This window comes from Rhizobium sp. L9, assembly GCF_002531885.1.
Classification (GTDB): domain Bacteria; phylum Pseudomonadota; class Alphaproteobacteria; order Rhizobiales; family Rhizobiaceae; genus Rhizobium.
The window spans coordinates 86273-101541 of sequence record NZ_NWSZ01000019.1; the positions used below are offsets into that span (position 1 = coordinate 86273).

The 15269-nt window shown below is 59.5% G+C and carries 13 protein-coding genes and 1 pseudogene; 10 read left to right on the forward strand and 4 right to left on the reverse strand.

All coding sequences use genetic code 11. The annotated features are described in order from the left end of the window. Positions 1-41 precede the first annotated feature (41 nt). The 10 genes and pseudogenes from CO660_RS19835 to CO660_RS19880 all read left to right on the forward strand — a co-directional run bounded on the left by CO660_RS19835 (position 42) and on the right by CO660_RS19880 (position 10883). Complete coding sequence (locus CO660_RS19835; protein ID WP_097600171.1) at positions 42-1754, forward strand: amidohydrolase; 1713 nt, start codon at positions 42-44, stop codon at positions 1752-1754. Positions 1755-1811: 57 nt separating this feature from the next. Beyond that, positions 1812-2483, forward strand: coding sequence for a GntR family transcriptional regulator (locus tag CO660_RS19840; RefSeq protein WP_097600172.1), 672 nt, complete (start codon positions 1812-1814; stop codon positions 2481-2483). Between the two features lie 92 nt (positions 2484-2575). Next, entirely contained in the window at positions 2576-3427 is an 852-nt protein-coding gene (locus tag CO660_RS19845) for a transporter substrate-binding domain-containing protein (protein ID WP_097600173.1), read from the forward strand. Between the two features lie 74 nt (positions 3428-3501). Next, positions 3502-4215, forward strand: a complete 714-nt coding sequence (locus tag CO660_RS19850) for an ABC transporter permease (protein WP_097600174.1) — start codon at positions 3502-3504, stop codon at positions 4213-4215. Further along, the gene (locus CO660_RS19855; RefSeq protein ID WP_097600175.1) at positions 4212-4904 is read left to right on the forward strand and encodes an ABC transporter permease; all 693 of its coding nucleotides are present in this window, start codon (positions 4212-4214) and stop codon (positions 4902-4904) included. Before CO660_RS19850 ends, CO660_RS19855 begins: the two co-directional genes overlap by 4 nt. 38 nt (positions 4905-4942) lie before the next feature. After that, positions 4943-6535 carry a gamma-glutamyltransferase gene (ggt, locus tag CO660_RS19860; RefSeq protein WP_097600176.1) on the forward strand — a complete coding sequence of 531 codons (1593 nt, stop codon included), beginning with the start codon at positions 4943-4945 and terminating at the stop codon, positions 6533-6535. A 50-nt stretch (positions 6536-6585) separates the two neighbouring features. Continuing rightward, positions 6586-7170 (forward strand): isochorismatase family cysteine hydrolase, encoded by a 585-nt coding sequence (locus tag CO660_RS19865; RefSeq protein ID WP_097600177.1) that lies wholly within the window; start codon positions 6586-6588, stop codon positions 7168-7170. A gap of 66 nt (positions 7171-7236) precedes the next feature. Beyond that, positions 7237-8177: pseudogene (locus tag CO660_RS19870) on the forward strand (aldo/keto reductase). A 196-nt stretch (positions 8178-8373) separates the two neighbouring features. Beyond that, positions 8374-9801, forward strand: coding sequence for an amidase (locus CO660_RS19875; RefSeq protein ID WP_097600178.1), 1428 nt, complete (start codon positions 8374-8376; stop codon positions 9799-9801). Continuing rightward, complete coding sequence (locus CO660_RS19880) at positions 9762-10883, forward strand: helix-turn-helix domain-containing protein (protein ID WP_280952996.1); 1122 nt, start codon at positions 9762-9764, stop codon at positions 10881-10883. The genes CO660_RS19875 and CO660_RS19880 overlap by 40 nt, the downstream gene beginning before the upstream one ends. 109 nt (positions 10884-10992) lie before the next feature. Here CO660_RS19880 and CO660_RS19885 read toward each other — a convergent pair whose 3' ends face one another. From CO660_RS19885 to CO660_RS19900, 4 genes are read right to left on the reverse strand one after another with little or no spacing between them, the layout of a single operon-like run. After that, a complete protein-coding gene (locus CO660_RS19885; RefSeq protein ID WP_097600179.1) occupies positions 10993-12426 on the reverse strand; it encodes an aldehyde dehydrogenase family protein in 1434 nt (477 codons plus the stop codon). Positions 12427-12466: 40 nt separating this feature from the next. After that, positions 12467-13507 carry a histone deacetylase family protein gene (locus tag CO660_RS19890; protein WP_097600180.1) on the reverse strand — a complete coding sequence of 347 codons (1041 nt, stop codon included), beginning with the start codon at positions 13505-13507 and terminating at the stop codon, positions 12467-12469. A gap of 49 nt (positions 13508-13556) precedes the next feature. Continuing rightward, positions 13557-14363, reverse strand: a complete 807-nt coding sequence (locus tag CO660_RS19895) for an ABC transporter permease (RefSeq protein WP_176536328.1) — start codon at positions 14361-14363, stop codon at positions 13557-13559. Continuing rightward, the gene (locus tag CO660_RS19900; protein ID WP_097600181.1) at positions 14356-15267 is read right to left on the reverse strand and encodes an ABC transporter permease; all 912 of its coding nucleotides are present in this window, start codon (positions 15265-15267) and stop codon (positions 14356-14358) included. Before CO660_RS19900 ends, CO660_RS19895 begins: the two co-directional genes overlap by 8 nt. Positions 15268-15269: the final 2 nt, after the last annotated feature.

Genomic DNA, 15269 nt, shown 5'->3' on the forward strand with positions numbered 1-15269 from the left:
CAGAAAGCGTCAATCTTTTGCGTACCCCTTGAGGTTAGATCATGACCACTTCAGCAGAGATGATTATCACCAATGGCCGCGTTCTCTCCATGAACCCGGAGCAACCGGAGGCAGAAGCGATTGCGATCGCCCGTGGCCGCATTCTGGCCGTCGGCAGCGAAAGCGAGATTTCCGCCTATCGCACCTCAGCAACGCATGTGATCGATGCAGGCGGTACCACGATCACGCCCGGCATGAACGAAAGCCATATCCACCTGTTCGGCGGATCGAGCGAACTCGACCAGCTCTCGCTGTTCAACGTCAAGGGATATGACGCCATGAAGGCTTCGATATTGGCTTACGCAGCATCGAAGCCGTCCGAGCGCCTGCTGCTCGCCAACGGGTGCGACTACACTATTCTCGCCGACAACCGCGGTGTGGATCGCCACGTTCTCGACTCGATTCTGGCAGACCGGCCACTGGCCGTCATGTCGCCGGACCATCACACCATCTGGGCGAACACGATCGCGCTGACAAAGGCAGGCATCCTGGAGGGCCGCACCCTCCCGCCGGGCAACGAGATCGTGATGGGCGAGGACGGCCTCGCGACCGGCGAACTGCGGGAGCACTACGCCTTCGACGATGTCATCGCCCTTGGGGCAAACGGCGGCCGCGATCTTCTTGGCCTCAGTACCGGCGGCGAACCGGATCCGGCACCCAGCGCTGCCGACCGCGCCTATGACCGTGCCCTCATAAAGCGCGGCCTTCAGCATCTAGCCGCCCACGGCATCACGAGTTTCCAGAACATGGACGGCAATCGCTACCAACTGGAGCTTCTGTCGGAAATCCAGGCCGAGGGCGGGCTGATCTGCCGGGGACGTATTCCCTTTCATTATACCGGCGGCGACATCGTCACGCAGATGGACAAGGCCGCACAGATGCAGGCCGACTTCAATGGCGAATGGCTGAATTCCGGCACCGTCAAGATGTTCATGGACGGCGTTCTCGATTCCCACACGGCCGTCATGTACGACGATTATGCCGACCGGCCCGGCTGGAAGGGCGAGCCGCGCTTCGACCAGGCGACTTTCGACCGCGTCTGCATGGAGGCGGACAGGCGCGGGCTGCAGATCGCCGTCCACGCCATCGGTGACGGCGCCGTCGCCAATGTGATCGACGGATACGCGGCCGCCGAAGCCAGCAACGGCGAACGCGACAGCCGCCACCGGATCGAACACATCGAAGTGGTGCGCGCCGATGATCTTACCCGCATGGCGAAGATGAAGATCGTCGCCTCCATGCAACCCACCGTCCCCCCTGGCCAGATGGGCCTGCCGCTCGAGCCGACGCTGTCGCGGATAGGCCGAGAGAACTGGGCGCGCTCGTACGCCTGGCGCGCCATTCGCGACGCCGGCATCGACCTGATCTTCTCGACAGATTGGCCGGTTTCCCCAGTGTCGCCGATGCTGTCAATTCATTCGGCCATGACGCGTAAGTCCTGGACCGACGATCAGCCGGACAATCGGCAGACTCTTATGGAGGCGCTGGACGCCTATACTGTCCGGGGTGCCTATGCCGAATTTGCCGAATCCTGGAAGGGCCAGCTGAAACCGGGCTTCGTCGCCGACCTTGTCATCTGGGATCACGATCTTCAAGCCATCGCGCCCGACGAAATGGTCAAAGTCGCGCCGCGCTACACGATCTGTGGGGGGCGGCTCACCTACGCAGCTGAGCCAACGATACAGGTCGAGACCGAAGCCGGTCAGGAAGCTTGACGAAGAGGAAGGCTCATGATTGTATCATTGGATACAAAAATCCGGAGTGATCCTTCGATGTCTTCCTCCATTGCTTCATTTGGACAGCATAGCTCGACGGCAGAGGGAGAAGCGTATCGACATATCCAGCAGGCCCTTCGGCTCGGACGCTACAAACCGGGCGAACGCTTGATTCCTGAGGACATCGCAGCCGAGATCGGCATGAGCCGGATGCCGGTGCGGGAGGCGTTCCGGCGCCTTGCGTCCGACGGGTTGGTGGTTCTGCGTCCCAACCGCGGCTGCATCGTCGCCGGGCTCACGGTTGATGAACTCTACGAGATTTTCGAAATGCGATCCGTGCTGGAGGGGCTTGCCGTCAGGTTGTCGATGCCGCGGATCGACGACGACGAACTCGATGACTTGGAACGCCTGCTTGACCGCATGGAGCGCGCTGGCCAGAGCGGAAGCAATGATTGGGTGGTCCGGCACCAGGAATTTCACGGGAGGATATGCGCGCTGAGCCACAGGCCCAAGCTCATCCACCAGATCTCGGCGCTGCACGCGGTGATCGAACCCTACATGCGCATCTGGTTCGATTATGTCGAAAAGCCGCTTTCCGCCCGGGAAGAGCATGCCGCACTGATTGCGGCTTTGCGTTCCGGCGACGAGCGCCACGCCGAACAGGTGATGCGGGATCATATTCTCGGCACGGCACCAATGCTGGCCGAGTTCGTAACTCCAAGCCGGTGATCAACGCCGACCGGAGAGAATGCCCTAGACCGGCGTCAGATCGGGTGTGGGCGACGGGAACAGCTAGATAAGAGTTAAAAAGGGGAACTGACATGAAAATTCATCAGCTGGCCGCGGTCGCGGCTGTACTTGGCATGCTCGGCTTTGGCCAGACAGCCCTCGCCCAGGACGCTCCAAAGGCGATAACCATCGCGACCGAGGGTGCCTATGCGCCCTGGAACTTCACCAATGCCGACGGCAAACTGGACGGGCTCGAAATCGAACTGGCCAATGATCTCTGCGCGCGCATGAAGATCACATGCACGATCATCGCGCAGAACTGGGACGGGCTTATTCCGTCGCTCAAGGTCGGCAAGTTCGATGTGATCATGGCGGGCATGTTCATCACGCCAAAACGGCTCGAGACCATAGACTTCACCCAGCCCTACGCGGTTGACCCGGGTGGGTTCGCGGTTGCCAAGGACAGCGAGCTCGGCAAGCTCGGCCTTTCCGAGGAAAAGTTCAATCTGGACGACGAGGCCGCATCCATGGCCGCGATCGAGAAGCTGAAGCCCCTGCTGAAGGGTAAGGTGGTCGGCGTACAGTCGGCCACTATGATGGGGGAGTTCGTAAAGAAATATTTCGGCGACACCGTGGAAATCCGTGAATACAAGACGACCGAGCAACATGACCTCGACCTGGCCGCGGGGCGGATCGACGCTATTTTTGCGCAGCAGACGGCGCTCACCGCGACACTCTCGAAGCCCGAATTTGCCGATTACACCTTGGCCGGACCCGGCTTTGTAGGAGGCATGTTCGGACTGGGAACAGGCGCTGGCCTGCGCAAGGAAGATACGAAGCTCAAGGAGATGCTGAATACCGCAATAGACGAGGCGATCGCCGACGACACCATCAAGCGTATCTCGGAGAAATGGGTGAAGACAGATGTGACACCGGTCAAGTAGGCGCGGGCAGACCTGCCCGGCGGAGCGGCGCGGGCCGTTTGCGCCGGGCAGCGCGCTGAAAGGCTAGGACTCACATGATCAACCTTATGCATCTTTTGGGCTTGGAAAGGGGAGGCTGGGGAGCTGCGCTGCTTCTCGCATCCAGTGTTACGCTTGCGCTGTCCGTTCTGGGCTTTCTGCTCGGCGCGGTGTTTGGTGCCGCGGCAGCTGCAGGCCGGCTCTCTTCTCGCGGCGTCCCCGCTTGGCTCGCCCATGTCTACGGCACCGTATTTCGCGGTGTGCCCGACTTGCTGACGATATACCTGCTCTACTACGGCGGCAGTATTGCACTGACGCAGATTGGCAGGTTTTTGGGCGCTGCCGGCTTCGTCGGGCTCCCGACTTTTGCGACGGGCGTCCTGGCGATCGGCGTCATATCGGGCGCTTACCAGGGGGAGGTCTATCGCGGCGCCTACCAGGCCGTGGACCGTGGCCAGTCCGACGCCTGCAAGGCGCTTGGCCTGTCCCGATCTCAATCGCTGCGCCTCGTCATCGTACCGCAACTGATGCGCCACGCCCTGCCGGGGCTCGGCAATGTCTGGCAGTTGGTGCTCAAAGACTCGGCGCTGATCTCCGTCATCGGCCTCGTCGAACTGATGCGCCAGGCGCAGATCGGAGCCGGCTCGACGCGGGAACCTTTCATCTTCTATGTCGCCGCCGCCGCGCTCTACTTCGTTATCGCCGCGGTAACCGCTTCCGTCTTCCGGTATGGCGAGGCGCGGGCCTGGAGATGCATGGTCCACGCATGATCGACGTCGCTTTCTTTCTACAGATCATTCCCGTCCTGCTTGCTGGCCTGCCTTTGACCCTGCAGCTGACTGCAGCCTCGATGGGCATCGGTTTCCTAATGGCCCTGCTGCTCGCACTCGCCCAACAGGGAAATCGCCGGATCGTGGTCTTACCCATCCGTGCCTTCGTTGCAGTCTTTCGCGGAACACCCCTGCTGGTGCAGATCTTCCTCATCTATTATGGTCTCGGTCAGTTCCGGCCGTGGCTTCAAGCGATCGGAACCTGGTCATTGTTCCGCGAGCCTTACTGGTGCGCCATCATCGCGCTCAGTCTCAATGAAGCTGCCTATGGAAGCGAAATTCTGCGCGGCGCGATAAAGGCTGTGCCGCGCGGCCTGGTCGAGGCCGCTACGGCCTCAGGCATGTCGAAGCTTCTGACGCTGCGCCTGATTGTGCTGCCTCTGGCCCTGCGCCAGGCGATCCCGAATTACAGCAACGAGATCATCCTCATGGTCAAGGGCACGTCGCTGGCCTCAATCATCACCCTGATGGAGGTCACCGGCATCGCTCAAGACCTGATCTCGCAGACCTATCGCGCCGTCGAGGTCTTTGTCGCCGCGGGGACCATCTATCTCACGATCAACTTTGCAATCATCTCGGCGCTGAACGCGCTCGAAATCCGGCTCACGCCCTATCGGGCGCGGGCCTGAGGCATGCCCTGCCGCCAATGACGAGGAGAATGAACCAAATGCGCAACTTCGAGAAGCCGACGCGATCCGTTGCCGTGTCGCGCCACGCGATGGCGGCGACCTCGCACCCCGCAGCGACACTTGCGGCGCTGCAGGTCATGGAGGGCGGCGGCAATGCCATGGATGCCGCCATCACCGCCTGCGCGGTACAATGCGTCGTCGAACCGGGCTCGACCGGCATCGGCGGCGACTGCTTCGCACTCTATGCGCCCGACGGGTCGGACAAGGTCATCGCCTACAATGGCTCGGGCCGCACCCCGGCCGCGCTGACGGCCGACTGGTTTGACCAGCGGGGGCTAGCGGAGGTGCCGCGCCAGTCACCCGCTGCGGTCACCATCCCCGGGGCGATCGACGCATGGACACGCCTGCACGCCGATCACGGCCAACTCCCTTTCGCTGACGTGCTGGCGCCGGCAATCCGCCTTGCCGAAGATGGTTATGCGATCACGCCGCGCGTCAATCGCGATTGGTCGCTGGAAGAAAAACTGCTTGCCGCCGACGCGACGGCAGCGCGGATCTTTCTTCCCCGCGGACGAGCCCCGAAGATCGGCGAGGTGCATCGGCAGCCGGAACTGGCGGAAACCCTGAAGCGCATCGCCGTCGAGGGTCGCGACGGCTTCTATGGCGGCCCCGTCGCCGAGGACATAGTCGCCTATCTGCGTTCTCTGGGAGGGCATCACACGATGGAGGACTTCGCCAACGCGCGCGGTGAATATGTAGCCCCTGTCACCACCGACTTTCGCGGTTTTGCGATTCACGAATGCCCGCCCAACGGCCAGGGCATCATCGCACTCCTGATCCTCAACATCCTGAGCCGCTTCGAGGCCAAGGGCGACCCGCAATCGCCGGACCGGTTGCATATCGAGATCGAGGCGACACGCCTGGCCTATGCCGCCCGTGACGCCTGGGTTGCCGATCCGGACAAGGCGGAAGTACCAGTCCATGAGTTGCTGTCGGACGCGTTGGCCGACAGGCTCGCGGCGATGATCGACTTGAAGAAAGCATTGACCGACCTGCCGCCGTTCGAAATGCCGCTTCATCGCGACACCGTCTATATCTCGGTCGTCGACCGTGACCGCAATGCCGTAAGCTTCATCAATTCGATCTTCGACAGTTTCGGCACAGGCCTCGTGGGACCACGATCCGGCGTTATTCTGCACAATCGCGGCCAGAGCTTCTCGCTTAAACCCGGTCATCCAAACTGTGTTGGCCCCTCGAAGCGACCACTGCACACGATCATCCCGGGCATGGTGACCCGCAATGGCCGGGTGGAGATGCCCTTCGGCGTGATGGGCGGCTATTACCAGGCGCTTGGCCATGCGCATTTGATCTCCAAGGTTCTCGATTACGGGATGGATATGCAGGAGGCGATCGATATGCCGCGCGTAATGCCGACAACCGATGGAACGAGAGTAGAGGCCGAGCACACGATTGACGGCGCAACCAAAGCCGAACTCGAACGGCGGGGCTTCACCTTCTCTCCCGCGGGGGACCCGATCGGCGGCGCGCAGGCGATCCGCATCGACTGGGAGAACGGCACACTCATCGGCGCATCGGAACCACGGAAAGACGGAATTGCGCTGGGAATCTGAGGATTTCGGCCATCGCAACTATGTTGCACCAGCTTAGCGGAAGGAATGATATGGCGCGCGCAATCCTCGTGATCGACGTTCAAAAGGTCTATACCGACCCGGCTTCGCCCTTGCATTGCGTCGGCAATGCCGACGTGATCGCCAACATCAACGCTATCGTGGCCGCGGCGGAAACGGCGGGCGACCTCGTGGTTCACATCCGCCATGTCCATCGCGCCGATGGCTCGGATGCCGGCCGAATGTTCGATTTCAGCGGCGAGGTGGGCGAACTCGGATTTGTCGCGGGCACCGAAGACGTCGATGATGACCCGAGGCTCAGGATTCCCGCTGGCGCCCTCACGATCAGCAAGCAGCGCTATTCCAGCTTCGTGGGCACAGGTCTCGACCGGATGCTGCGGGAAAGGTCGATACAGCGGATCGTGGTGACCGGATTCATGACCAATTTCTGCTGCGAAGCGACGGCGAGGCATGGGCATGACCTCGACTACTTCGTCGATTTCCCCGTCGACGCGACCGGGTGCCCCGACCTGTCCGAGACGGCAGCGCAGGACACGATCAAGGCAGGCACGTCCGCGACCCTGGCCGCGGGCTTCGCAAGAGTCATGACGACAGCGGAATGGCTGGAAGGATGCTGAGCCCGATGAATGGACATTAGGCATCTCCGGCCCAGTTTTACACTTTGAACGGATGACAGAAAGACAATGATCAAACGCAAACTGGGTCATTCCGGCCTCTCCATCGCTCCCTTAGTCCTGGGCGGCAATGTCTTCGGCTGGAACGTCGACGAACAGACGGGGTTCCGCCTGCTCGATGCCTTCGTCGATCACGGCTTCAACGCCATCGATACGGCCGATGTTTATTCCAACTGGGCGCCCGGCAATTCCAGGGCGAATCCGAATCGATGATCGGCCGCTGGCTCAAGGCACGGCCGGGTATGCGCGAGCGGGTGGTGATCTTTACCAAGGTGGGTTCCGATATGGGTGGCGACGGCCGCAAGGGCCTGTCGCGTCGGTGGATCCTCGAGGCCGTCGAGCACTCCCTCTACAGGCTCGGAACTGATGTTATCGACCTCTATTTCGCGCATCAGCCGGATCCCGAGACGCCCCAGGAAGAGACACTCTCGGCCTTCGACAGGCTGCTTCAGGCCGGCAAGATCCGATCGATCGGTGCATCTAATTTCGACGCGGACCAGATGCAGGCGGCCTTTGCCCTCGCCGTAGACAGCTTGCCTCGCTACACGGTCCTCCAGCCCGAATACAATCTGCACGACCGTTCGGGCTTTGAAGGGCCGATGCAGGAACTGTGCGTGCAGGAAGGCATCGCCGCGGTCACCTATTTCAGCCTCGCCTCCGGCTTTCTTTCTGGAAAGTATCGCAACAGAGCGGACCTATCGCGATCGGTCCGTGGGGAGGATGTCGAGAAATATCTTACGCCCCGCGGTTTCGCCCTTCTCGACGCTCTTCAAGCGGTGGCGGATAGGTACGAAGCAAGCCTCAGCGAGATCGCGCTCGCATGGCTGATGGCTCTGCCGGCGGTGGTTGCACCTATCGCCTCGGCAACGAAGACCGAGCAGGTCGACAGTTTCGCCCGGACCGCCGCGCTGCGGTTGACTTCCGAGGATCTTACGCAACTCGCCGTCTGATGCGCCAATCGCACCTGGCGAGAATTAGTCCAACCAGAAGGGAAAGGATGCACGTTCCTTTCGATAGCCTAAAAAATAGGCTCCACCACCAAACAAGGGAGGATAGAGACCGCTAGTCCGACAATGCTACCAGGGCAATTTATCGATCAGCCTGTTAGCAAGCTGTGATCAGAAGGCCATCGCGTGGAGCATAAGAATGAGCGACTTGGAACTCTGCTATTTGCCGGCCACCGAAGCCCTCGCGGCCTTTCGAAACGGAAGTTTGTCACCGGTCGAGCTTCTGAACGCACAGTTGGCGCGCATTGCTGAGATCGGCTCCGACATTAACGCATTTTCATTCCTCTATGCGGACGACGCGATTGCTGCGGCAAGAGAGGCTGAGCGGCGATACCGCAGCGGCGAACAGGTGCGGCCACTGGAGGGTATTCCGGTGGCCATCAAAGATGAGAGCCTCATTGCTGGCAAGATCACGACATTTGGTTCGTTGATCTTCAAAGAGGAGGTCGCTTCTGTAACATCGCCGGTGAACGAGCATCTGATCAATGCCGGGGCGGTCATCATGGGCCGAACCACAACGCCCGAGTTTTCATGCGCCGGCTTTACCCATTCGCGCCTGTGGGGCGTTACACGCAATCCCTGGAACCGTGAATTCACCACCGGCGGCTCCTCCGGCGGTTCCGCGGCGGCTCTGGCAGCGGGGTTCACGACGCTCGCTTCCGGTTCAGACATCGGTGGGTCTATTCGCATTCCTGCGTCGGCTTGCGGATTGGTCGGCTACAAGCCGCCATATGGCCGGAATGCCGATCTCGCTCCCTTCGGCTTCGATTTTTACAACCATCCCGGTCCGCTTGCTCGCAACGTTGCCGACTGCATCCTCATGCAAAACGTTATGAGTGGGCCTCACCCCCTCGACGTGGTCTCTTTGCGGCCGAAAATCGAAATAGCGCACCAACCTGCAAACCTGAAATCGAAGCGGATCGCCTACTCTATCGATCTCGGCTTCAAACAAGTGAGCGAGGATGTGCGGAAGAACACTCTAGAGGCAATTGACCGTCTCAGAGACATGGGCGCCGAAGTCGTCGAAGTCGATCTCGGCTGGAGCCTGAGCGCGGAGGACGCGGCGCGAGATTATCTCGCGTCAATCTTTGGGACATGGGTCGCGCAATATCTCGACACGCATGGCGACGAGCTAAGCGGCTATACCCGCTCCTTCGCTCAAAGTGCTCGTGTTAAGGGAATGAGAGAGTACCTGAGATCTCTCGAGCTCGCCGGCGAGATGTACGGGACTTTTGGCCCGATGATGGAGAACTTTGACGCCTTCATTTGCCCAACCCTGGCGCTCCCAGCCGTCAGCGCGGATTTCGAGCCTTCGGGCGGACTTCAGATCAACGGTCAGGATGTCGAGCCGATGCTCGGCTGGTTGATGACCCATCCCTTCAACACGCTCAGCCGTTGCCCGGTCGTCAGCGTACCCTCGGGACGCGCTCCAAGCGGAGTGCCTACCGGAATTCAGATCGTTGGCAAGACCTATTGCGATCAGGAAGCATTGAGCATCGCGCTCGCCTATGAAGCCGAAATTGGAGCATGGTACGGGAGCAACGAGCGGCGTCCGATGTTGGGCTAGACGTATTTCTGGTTGTGCTAGCTGCGCGGCTCTGCTGGGACCGACCAAAGCTGTTCGTAGCGATGCCATTTCCAGGCTTTGTTTACTACACGGCCGAGCTGGTGCAGTATCGCAATGCTAGAGCTTCTTTCACGCATGCGCTTGACCGGGTTTATCAAAGTGTAACTGGAGGTACGCAGGACGTGTATTTTGAGACCACCTTCCATGACGCGGTGGAACAAGAAACGTCCTTGCCGGGCTGGCGGCAAGAGTACCGACAAGTATCCACCGGCGGCTATGACGGTCGAACGGCTGCCATTCTGCTCCCCGGTGTGGAGATCTTGCGCGAGACCATCAGTGTCGGCACGGAACAAGCGTTTTCCGCGCCCGAAGGAAGCGTGATCTTCTATTACTACCCCAAACTCGACGAAAGTGAGTTGGCTCGCGGCGAGAAAGCGCTCGGCGTCTCGGGCTTCGCTCTAAATTGGACCAATCGCATCGGCTTCATGGATGCTGGTAGTGATTTGCTGATGCTCGTTCTCAGGCGCGACGCCATATGCGATGAATACCACAGTAGCAAAGCGCACCTTGTCGAAGCTCCATTAGAACATGCGGCATTTCTCGCAGATTGGCTGTTATCGCTGCTCAAAGCCGCGAGTCAACAATCATGTCCTTACGCCAAGGAAAATGTCGATGACGTGCTCGCGGACGTCATTACGGATCGTTTCGAGTTTCTTTTCCAGAAAAGCGTCGTTCGCGAAACACCGCAAATAGCTGAGGCCGAAAAAATCTATAAGAGAATTCGTGATAGGATTTTCGATGCGCCGGACAGGCCGCACACGGTAAGATCGCTATCGCGTGACCTCGGTGTATCGGCCTTCAATCTCAGGGCTTCCTGTCAAAGTTTCTCGCAGATACCTCTCGACAAAATGCTGACCTTGCTTCGCCTTAACGGCGCGCGTCGCGACTTGCTGCACGCCCGTTGCGCGCCGCGGAAGGTTTCCGACATCGCCATGGACTGGGGCTTCTTTCACTGGAGCCGCTTTGCGTTGCGTTATAGGTCGCTTTTCGGCGAGACGCCGTCTGAAACGCTGAGGGGTTAGAATTGCCGGGTACCCGCCACTACCGAGCTTGCTCTGTCCTCGCCATGCATTGGCACGAGACATCTCCGCGTGGCGAGTACGCCTGATTTGAGGGATCAGAGGGAGACGCTCACGTCCCCCAGCCTACGATCCCCTTGACCTCCATAAAGTCGCGGATTCCCCAATGGCTGTACTCGCGGCCATTCCCGGACTGTTTGTATCCACCGAACGGCGCATGTGTATCCCACGGCGCGTAGTTGACGTAGACGGACCCGGCCCGCAGTTTCCGTGCGACAGCTCTCGCCCTCTCCAGATCGCCGCCCTGTACATAGGCGGCAAGACCATAGATCGAGTCGTTTGCGATCCGTACCGCGTCCGCCTCCGTATCATAGGGAATGATCGAAAGGACCGGGCCAAAGATTTCCTCTCGGGCAATCGTCATCTCCGGCGTCACACCACCAAAGATCGTTGGCTTTGCGTAATAGCCGACATCCAGCCCCTCCGGCCTACCCAGTCCGCCTGCAACCAGAATAGCGCCTTCTTCGATGCCGACACCAATCAACCCCTGAATCTTGTCGAATTGCTGCTGGCTGATCACCGGCCCCATATCGGTATTTTCAGACAGGGGATCTCCGACGCGCGTGGCGGCCGCGGCTCGTTTCGCGATCTCAAGCGCCTCGGCATGGCGCTCGGCCGGGACAAGAAGGCGAGTCGGCGCGTCGCAGGATTGGCCCGAATTGCTGAAACATGCTTCGACGCCCTTGATGACCGCATCTTCCAGGTCAGCGTCAGTCAACACGATATTGGCCGACTTTCCGCCCAGTTCCTGAGCCACTCGCTTGACCGTCTCCGCAGCCGTCTTGGCGACAATGATGCCCGCGCGGGTCGATCCCGTGAAGGACACCATGTCGACCCGAGGATGACCGGCGAGATACTGTCCGACGACAGGGCCAGTGCCATTGATCAGGTTGAAGACACCTTTGGGTACTCCGGCTCTTTCAAGCACTTCCGCGAAGATGAGCGCACTGAGAGGCGCCAACTCGGACGGCTTCAGCACGACTGTGCAACCCGCTGCGAGAGCCGGCGCGACTTTGCAAACGATTTGGTTTAGCGGCCAATTCCATGGCGTGATGAGCGCGCAAACGCCGATAGGCTCCCAAGTGATCATCGAGCTTCCGTTGTGCTCGTCGAAGCTGAATGCCTCAAGAGCCGCGATTGTCGACTCCAAATGAATCTGCCCCGCCCAGGCTTGCGCCCCGCGGGAAAATTTCAAAGGTGCACCGAGTTCGGTGCTGACGGCCTGCGCGATATCTTCGAAGCGATCATTGTAGCATCGTAGAACATTGCGCAGGAGTTCCAACCTCTCGCTCTTGCTTGTCTGCGAGAAAGTCGGGAAGGCCTCGAAGGCCGCTTGCACGGCCAAGTCGGCGTCTTCGGTGGTGGCGACCGCGATCTGCATAAACGGACGTTCGTTTGCGGGATTGATCACGTCCATTCGGTCTGCGCCGCTCGGCATGACCCATCGTCCGTCGATATAGAATTTCAGTGCGTTATCGGACTGCATGCTTGCTCCAGTAACATTGTTGTTCGTTGCAGCCACTGCCTCAACGGCGGATGGCATCCTCATAGCCGGAAAGAACGCCGACAACGTTCACGCCGATGTCTTCGACGGCATAGCCGCCCTCCAGAACGAACAGGGTTTTCGTCCCAAGGCCGGCCAGGTGGGCGCCAATAAGAGGAAAATGGCTGTGCGACAGTCGGAAGCGACTGATCGGATCGCCCTCGAAGGTGTCAACGCCAAGGGAGATGACGACTACGTCAGGGCCACGCTGCCGAATGCTACCAAGCGCGAATTCTAGTGCCCTCTCCCATTGCATCCAGTCGGTGCCATCTGGGAGCGGTATGTTGAGGTTGAACCCTTCTCCGCTGCCGGAACCGCGTTCGTCCGCATAGCCAGCGAAGAACGGATAATCATTGCGGGGATCGGCGTGAAGGCTGATAACCTGAACGTCACCGCGCTCGTAGAAGATCTCTTGTGTGCCGTTTCCGTGGTGATAGTCGATGTCGAGGATTGTCACACGCGAAGCGCCAGCGTCCAGCAGGCGTTGCGCGGCGATGGCGGCATTGTTGAGGAAACAGTAGCCGCCATTGAAATCGGTTCCGGCGTGATGGCCGGGGGGACGGCAAAGGGCAAAACAAGCCTGTTCTCCCTCGATGATCAAATCCGCTGCAGTGAGGGCACTGTCGTGCGAAGCCTTGACGGCTTCCCAGGTGCCTTCGACAAAGCCCGTACTGGCATCGATCGAATATAGTCCAAGCAACGCGTCGATTGAGTCGGGCGCAACATCCTTATACCTGCCTCTCGCGGGCCAAGCGTAGGGAAGAGCTGTACCCGTGCGTCCGGCTTCCCGCCAAAACCGCCACGCCGACGCCAGAAAATCGACATACGCAGTCGAGTGGATCCGTTTGGCGGTCTCAAGGGATTGCGGCCGGGGGGCGAGGACGGGTCCGAGGCCCACCTCCTCGATCCGGCTCAATATGAACGTTGCGCGCGAGGTATTCTCATGACCTTCAACAACAGCGCCGTTGTAAAATTCGAACTGGCCCTGGTGTTCCTGTTGCCGCGGCGAGAAAATCGTTTTCATCGAGCATTACCCACGTTTCAAAGATCCGGACGGATCTGAGATTAAGAATTCAGTTGATCTTCGTTCGCTGATTGACGGCGTAGATGCAGATGACAAGTGCCACGGAGATCACGAAGAACACGGCTGCTATCGCATTCACCTCGGGTGTAATTGTGCGACGGACCTGGCCCAGCATGTAGGTCGGCAGCGTATCCTGGCCGGCAGTCTTTACGAATTCGGTGATCACGACGTCATCCAGCGAAGTGACAAAGGCGAGGATAAAGCCCGCGAGTACGCCTGGAAAAAGCAGGGGCATCGTGACGAAGCGAAACGCGTTCCAAGGCGATGCGTAGAGGTCGCCTGCAGCACGCTCCAAACTGATGTCCATCGTTTGGAGACGAGCGCGGATCGGAAGATAGGCGAACGGCACGCAGAATGCCGTGTGCGCTACGATCAGATATGCCAGGCCAGTATAGCCGGTCCAGCCTCGAAACGTCGCGCTCACAACCAGGAGCGCCACGGCGGTTACAATCTCTGGCACCATCAACGGGACCGAGATTATGCCGTAGGTGAACGTCCACCCTCGAAACTTTGGTCCCCGCGTCATCGCCAATGCAGCCAGCGTGGCCACCGCTGTCGCCAGGACGGCGGATATGGCGGCAAGTTTCAGAGACAGGATAGAAGCCGCGATGACTTGTTGATTGTTTGCGGCGCTTTGAAACCACCGAAGCGAGAAGCCTCCCCATTTCGCAACGCTGGTTCCCGCGTTGAAAGCAAGAACGAGAGCCACGGCCAATGGTGCGTACAGAAAGATGAACGCGGTGACGGCCACGGCACTGAAGCCACGCTGATGGGTTACGGGGAAATTCTTAGCCATGTTCGTGTCCGTGGGTGTCGCCATGACGGACATAGACGAGCAGCGCCACCATCACGATGCCCATAAGGGTCAGCGAAAGAGCGGAGCCGAACGGCCAGTCCCGACCCTGGCCGAACTGCAATTCGATATAGTTGCCGATCATGAGTTTTCTTCCGCCACCGAGCAGGATGGGGGTGACATAGGTACCGATTGCAGGGATGAAAACGAGAATGGAGCCGGCAATGATGCCGGGCTGGGCAAGTGGCACGATGATTTCCCAAAGCACCTTGAATGGACGGGCGTAAAGGTCGGACGCTGCCTCGAGCAGGTTTCGATCCAGCCGTTCCAGACTTGCATAAACAGGCAGGATCATCAGAGGAAGGTAGACATAGACCAGGCCGAGGCAAATCGCGAAATTCGTGAACAGCATCTGGATCGGTTCAGAGATCAATCCTGCTTTGAGCAGAAGGGTATTGATGATTCCTTCGTTCCGGATGAGATCTTGTATGGCGAAGGTGCGGATAAGGAGATTTGTCCAGAAGGGAACGGTGACAAGTAAAAGCCAGACTTCCTGGTTGAGCGGATTGCGGGTCGCGATGAAATAAGCTGTAGGAAATCCTACGAGCAGGCACAGAAAAGTGGTCGCCAGCGACAGGAGAAGCGAGCGCAGCAGAATCTCGAGGTTCGTCCCAGACAGCGTCAGCGTGTCATCGAAAAGATCACGGTCGAAGAGCACGCGCGTCCAGGCCTCGAAAGATGGCGTAAAACTCACGCCGCCTGTCGGACCAGGAGTCAGGAATGAGTAAATCACGATGACCAGAAGCGGTGCGATCGCACCGATAATGACGACCAACATCGCAGGACTAATCAAAAGCCATCGCCTTCGGCACTCTGTTTTCAACCGTACGGATTCGAGGCTAGCCATCT

Excerpts from the sequence above, each read along its gene's own strand:
- CO660_RS19855 (WP_097600175.1), top strand. The coding sequence starts at position 4,212 with ATGATCGACGTCGCTTTCTTTCTACAGATCATTCCCGTCCTGCTTGCT.
- ggt (WP_097600176.1), top strand. The coding sequence starts at position 4,943 with ATGCGCAACTTCGAGAAGCCGACGCGATCCGTTGCCGTGTCGCGCCAC.
- CO660_RS19865 (WP_097600177.1), top strand. The coding sequence starts at position 6,586 with ATGGCGCGCGCAATCCTCGTGATCGACGTTCAAAAGGTCTATACCGAC.
- CO660_RS19875 (WP_097600178.1), top strand. The coding sequence starts at position 8,374 with ATGAGCGACTTGGAACTCTGCTATTTGCCGGCCACCGAAGCCCTCGCG.
- CO660_RS19880 (WP_280952996.1), top strand. The coding sequence starts at position 9,762 with ATGGTACGGGAGCAACGAGCGGCGTCCGATGTTGGGCTAGACGTATTT.
- CO660_RS19895 (WP_176536328.1), bottom strand. The coding sequence starts at position 14,363 with ATGGCTAAGAATTTCCCCGTAACCCATCAGCGTGGCTTCAGTGCCGTG.
- CO660_RS19835 (WP_097600171.1), top strand. The coding sequence starts at position 42 with ATGACCACTTCAGCAGAGATGATTATCACCAATGGCCGCGTTCTCTCC.
- CO660_RS19885 (WP_097600179.1), bottom strand. The coding sequence starts at position 12,426 with ATGCAGTCCGATAACGCACTGAAATTCTATATCGACGGACGATGGGTC.
- CO660_RS19890 (WP_097600180.1), bottom strand. The coding sequence starts at position 13,507 with ATGAAAACGATTTTCTCGCCGCGGCAACAGGAACACCAGGGCCAGTTC.
- CO660_RS19850 (WP_097600174.1), top strand. The coding sequence starts at position 3,502 with ATGATCAACCTTATGCATCTTTTGGGCTTGGAAAGGGGAGGCTGGGGA.
- CO660_RS19840 (WP_097600172.1), top strand. The coding sequence starts at position 1,812 with ATGTCTTCCTCCATTGCTTCATTTGGACAGCATAGCTCGACGGCAGAG.
- CO660_RS19845 (WP_097600173.1), top strand. The coding sequence starts at position 2,576 with ATGAAAATTCATCAGCTGGCCGCGGTCGCGGCTGTACTTGGCATGCTC.
- CO660_RS19900 (WP_097600181.1), bottom strand. The coding sequence starts at position 15,267 with ATGGCTAGCCTCGAATCCGTACGGTTGAAAACAGAGTGCCGAAGGCGA.